General features: G+C 68.0%; 2 protein-coding genes. Both read right to left on the bottom strand.

Annotated elements, in window-relative coordinates; genetic code table 11:
• Positions 1 to 2,072 precede the first annotated feature (2,072 nt).
• Complete coding sequence (locus AB0B58_RS13185) at positions 2,073 to 3,137, bottom strand: ParB/RepB/Spo0J family partition protein (protein WP_360222364.1); 1,065 nt, start codon at positions 3,135 to 3,137, stop codon at positions 2,073 to 2,075.
• Positions 3,134 to 4,222: an AAA family ATPase gene (locus AB0B58_RS13180; protein ID WP_360222362.1), complete on the bottom strand. Its 1,089-nt coding sequence runs from the start codon at positions 4,220 to 4,222 to the stop codon at positions 3,134 to 3,136. The genes AB0B58_RS13185 and AB0B58_RS13180 overlap by 4 nt, the downstream gene beginning before the upstream one ends.
• Between the last annotated feature and the right edge of the window lie 824 nt (positions 4,223 to 5,046).

Here is a 5,046-nt window from a genome sequence, read left to right as displayed (position 1 = left end):
GAGCGCCGGAGGCCGTGGAGCGCCGGAGGCCGTGGAGCGCCGGAGGCCGTGGAGCGCCGGAGGCCGTGGAGCGCCGGAGGCCGTGGAGCGCCGGAGGCCGTGGAGCGCCGGAGGGCTCTGTCATCGCACATTCCATTCGGTTACCCAGCTTCCAGCGCACGCGGTCCTCTCGCCCCAGGTCGAACCGCCCCGCCCTGCCGTAGCGCAGAACCACCGGACCGGACTGCGAGGTCATCGCGAAGCCAAAGCTGGATCCAGGCCTCCGCCCGGCCCTACCAACAGGGCATCGCGTCGACGTCCCCGCCCCTCACGGCCGCGGCGCACAAACCCTCCGCCTGGCCGCTGAGATAGGTCGCGGGATACACCGAACATCCAGTTCTCCCTCCCCGCGCGGGAGGTAACCAGGCAGGAGCCGGGATGGCAGGCGACGCTCCTTCCCGCCCTGAGTGAGTCGCGGCGGAACGTCAGCCATGTGGCGCGGTGCACTGGCGAAGTGCCGACCAACGCGTCTGAGCCGCACTCTCGATCAAGTCCGGCTCGGGCGAGCGAGTAGTCCAGACCACCCGAACCCGCATAAGTATCGAGCGAACCCAAGCGCCGCCTGAGGCGCCCGCCAAGACCGCAGTGGCCGCGACTACGGCCGGCGATCTCGATCGACCTCGACATCTGCGAGACCCCTCGCCGGACTCTCGCCGTGACCGAGAAGCCGGCCGCGTTTATCCGCAGCCAACGGCCACGTGCGGGCGAGCGGCTTCCACGAACTCCTTCCAGAGCATGCCCGGTCAGGAGCAGACCAGCGATCCCCGATCGAGCCGCTCCTGATTAGCAGGCGGTGGGCCCGCAGCATGGCTCCGGCTTTGCTGCACCAAGGCCGAGCCGAACTCCCAGACAACACCCGACAACACGCCCAGCCGTAGACGGCCGTGATCAGCGGCGCGGGTGCCAGCCGAAGCGCGGTGACCGCAAATGTTCAGCAGCGGGGAGGAGCGCGACGCGGCGGGTTGTCGCCACATAGACCGAGCCGATGACAGTAAAGCCGGGTTCGATTCCGCCAAGCGCACCGTGGCTTCAAGGTCGACTTGCGCCCTACCAAGAGCTCCTGCCGAAGGCGATTCGTTACGGCTCGAGCAGTCCGCTCCAACCGACGGGACGACTTCACCGCCGCGGTCCTGGAGGCAAGACCGACATGAGCTACCCGGAGACTCGCCGCCAAGTGCGGGCAGCCGATCAGCATCGAAGAGCCGAGACCGGGATGTCACCAGCTCCGTATGAACCTCCTGCGTGCTCCTCGACGACACGATCCCGCGGACCTGGGGACTGTTGCCAAGGAACTGATGGCCGGGCCAGATGTGCACCCGGGTGAGATTCGTGGTCACGCGTTGCAGCCTTCCCCGAACTCAAGACTGGGCGGGGCGGGCAGTTGTTTGAGCCTGGGTCGCCCCCACAAGATGGTGACCGCAGGGCCGCCCCGCCCGATTCGAAATGACTGCCACTGACGGTCAGCATCGGCGTTGATGCCGGACGGGCTTCTTCCAACAGCGGCTCCACCCCGCCAACCCCCGCACGACGGCACGACGGCACGACGGCACGACGAGCCAGCTCCGCCGGCGCCGCTTCGACGGCAAACATGACTGGCGCGACCCAGTCGATCTCTGCCCTCGGGGCGTCGTGATCCAGCCAGCCATCGACGCCCCGAGGAAGCCCTACATAGCTACATCAGCGCATAGATCCATCGAGTCATAGCAACTTCGAGAAGCGACACCGGCTCGCGTTTCAAGGCCGAAACACGGCTCCTCACAGCCCCACTGCCCAAATCGGGATGTTTGGGGCGCCAGAATCGGCTGGCAACGAAGATCCGGAGGATCCAAAAACCTCAGGAGAATGGCTCTGACAGAACCGATGATCATCCAAAGTCGACCTGAGCTCATGTTTCACGACCCTGGCCCACCCCCGAACGTCCCCAAAATTGAAGATCAACACGGGACATGAAGAAGGCACGTGATCCGCCGAATCACGTGCCTTGCATTCCCGAGCTTCGTCACCGGTAGCCAACCCGGTGCTCCGCTGATCGATCACTCCTCGGCTGTGTCGGAGCCTTCCTCTTCTACGCCGATCATGCCCACGATCCGCTCCAGGTCGTCGACCGTCGCGAACTCGATCGTGATCCTGCCCTTGTTCCGGCCGATGTCGACCTTGACCCGGGTGTCGAAGCGATCCGACAGCCGGTCGGCCAGATCGTTCAGCGCCGGCGCGTGCACCTTGGGCCGCCGCGTCGGTGCGGACTTCTTCACCGGACCGTCGGCGATTGCCAGCGACACCAGTTCCTCGGTCGCCCGGACCGACAGCCCTTCGGCCACGATCCGCAGCGCCAGCTTCTCCTGGGTCTCGCTGTCCTCCAGGCCCAGCAGCGCACGCGCATGTCCGGCCGAGAGGATTCCCGCCGCGACCCGGCGCTGCACCGGTGCCGGCAGGTTCAACAGCCTTATGGTGTTCGAGATCTGCGGTCGGCTCCGACCTATCCGCCGGGCCAGCTCCTCGTGTGTCGCGCCGAACTCCTCGAGCAGCTGCTGGTAGGCCGCCGCCTCTTCGAGCGGGTTCAGGTTCGCACGGTGGATGTTCTCCAGCAGCGCGTCGCGGAGCATCGCGTCGTCGCGGGTGTCCCGGACGATCGCGGGGATCGTCTCCTTGCCGACGGCCTGCGCCGCCCGCCAGCGGCGCTCACCCATGACCAGCTCGTAACGGCCGCCGCCGACATCGCGTACGACGATCGGCTGCAGGAAGCCGACCTCCTGGATCGAGGTCTTCAGCTCCTCCAGCGCGTCCTCGTCGAAGACGAGTCGCGGCTGCTTCGCGTTCGGCTCGATCGCGGAGACGGGAAGTTCCGCGAACCGCGCGCCGGGCACCGGGGCCAGGCCGTCGTCACCGTCTTCAACGGGGGCGGCGGGCGGCGGCGTTTCGGCGGGCGCGATGAACTGGGTGGACGCGTGTGCCGGCTCGGAGGGAGTCGACGGCTGCAGAGCAGGAGGCACCGACGGCGGCGGTTCCTCCGACGTCGCCACTCCCGCACCGGCCGGGGGCGCGGTTGGGATCAGCGCACCCAAGCCGCGGCCAAGGCCGCCCCGTGGACGGTTCTTCATGCCGCGCCTCCCGTGTTGACCCCGCGCATCGCGATCTCCAGAGCCGCCTCGAAGTAGCTCGTGGCGCCCCGCGAACCCGGATCGTAGGTCATCACGGACTGGCCGTAGCTCGGAGCCTCCGACACCCGAACGTTCCGCGGAATCACGGCCTCGAGGACCTTCGAGCCGAAGTGGTTCCGGACGTCCTGCTCCACGGCGTCCGCCAAGCGCGTGCGGCGGTCGTACATGGTGAGCAGGATCGTGGAGACGTCGAGCGTCGGGTTGAGGTGTTGCCGTACCAGATTGATGTTGTTGATCAGTTGATTCAGGCCCTCGAGCGCGTAGTACTCGCACTGGATCGGGATGAGGACCTCCTGGGCCGCGCAGAGCGCGTTGACCGTCAGCAGGCCGAGCGAGGGCGGGCAGTCGATGAAGACGTAGTCGAACTTCTCGGGGTGTCCGGTGATCGCGCGCTGCAGCCGCGACTCGCGGGCGACGACCGAGACGAGCTCGATCTCGGCGCCGGCCAGGTCGATCGTGGCCGGCACGCAGAAGAGATTGGGAATGCCCTCGACCGGCTGCGCGACGTCCGCGAGCGGCACGTTGTCGATGAGACAGTCATAGACATCGGGTACGCCGGCGTGGTGCGGCACGTTCAGCCCGGTAGACGCGTTGCCCTGCGGGTCGAGGTCGACCACGAGCACACGGTTCCCGTGCAGCGCCAACGCCACCGCGAGGTTGACCGTCGTGGTGGTCTTGCCGACGCCGCCCTTCTGGTTCGCGACGCAGAACACCCGCGGATGGTCAGGGCGCGGCATGACAATGTCGCCGCTCGGGTTGAGGATCTGCACAGCACGCAACGCTTCCATGGCGAGCGGCGGATCGCCCTCATCCCCATCCGGCGTTTCACGTGAAACAGGTTCGCTTGCCGACCCGCCGCCGGTAGGCTGCGCGACCACTGCGACCGGATGGCCGGATGCGGACGAGCCCGCGAGCTGAGCTACCGGTGACGAGGTGACCGCGGCACCGGAACCCGCCGGATCCGATGGCCCGGAGCGTGGTGCCGGGGCAGACCGCCGAGGCTCGGCCACGTCGGACTCGCTCATCGGGGTGCCGTAGACCTGGCCGCCGTTCCCAGCCCGTGGTTGAGGCACGCCCTGCTCCCCACTCTCGAAGCTCACACTCAAGCTCACGCTTCGATCGGAGTCGGCGTGTGGATCGGTTTCACGTGAAACACGGTCCCAGCCTGGGGCGCCGTCGGGGCCCCTGCCATAGTCATGCACCGTCTTTTCCCTGCCTGCTTGGATTGGGTCGGCACCGCGAACGTGCGGTCCGGCAGGAAGCGGTGGGGCGCCTGGCTCTCCCACCGTCCGGTCCACACTATCGACGCGCGGCCAGCCTACGGCCGCCGGGCGAACGTCGCCACGATTGTCCGCCTGATGAGTCGATGTCAACAGCCCTTCCGACGTCTCGAAGACCATGAATCCGGACACGTTCCGCAGGCACCCGGCGTACCCCCGAGGTTTGCTAGTAGGCCAACCCGCGCCGGACCCGGAAGTGACGCCAGTGGTTGAGGCCGGATCGGTCCGATCTTGGACCGCTCTCGGCCCGGGAGGGCTGTCGGGCGACCGGCCCGCCACGGGGGCGGGGGTGGAAATATCGGGCCGCGGGGTGGTCGGGCGGGCATCGTCCGCGACGTTGCCTGCCGGCTTCGAACCCGGCTGCGGCCCGTCCGTGCCTGCCGCGCCGGCGGTGGGCATCGCTCCCTGCCGGGTAGTGGATACCTCATCGCCGTTGTCTCCAATCGCAGCGGCACCCGAACTCCGGATCCCGCCCGCTGGCTTGGAGCCCCGGTCCGACGCCGACCGCGGATGACCGGGCGCAGCTGGACCGCCTGCAGCTGGACTGGACGCGGCAGGACCGGGCGCGT

Origin of the sequence: Actinoplanes sp. NPDC049118 (assembly GCF_040648555.1) — a bacterium.
Taxonomy (GTDB): Bacteria; Actinomycetota; Actinomycetes; order Mycobacteriales; family Micromonosporaceae; genus Actinoplanes.
The sequence above is the reverse complement of the archived record's forward strand: the minus strand, read 5'-3'. Positions and strand labels throughout refer to the sequence as shown.

What these genes read in the sequence shown, in the direction of transcription:
- AB0B58_RS13185 (WP_360222364.1), bottom strand. Translation starts at nt 3,137, where the DNA reads ATGAAGAACCGTCCACGGGGCGGCCTTGGCCGCGGCTTGGGTGCGCTG.
- AB0B58_RS13180 (WP_360222362.1), bottom strand. Translation starts at nt 4,222, where the DNA reads ATGAGCGAGTCCGACGTGGCCGAGCCTCGGCGGTCTGCCCCGGCACCA.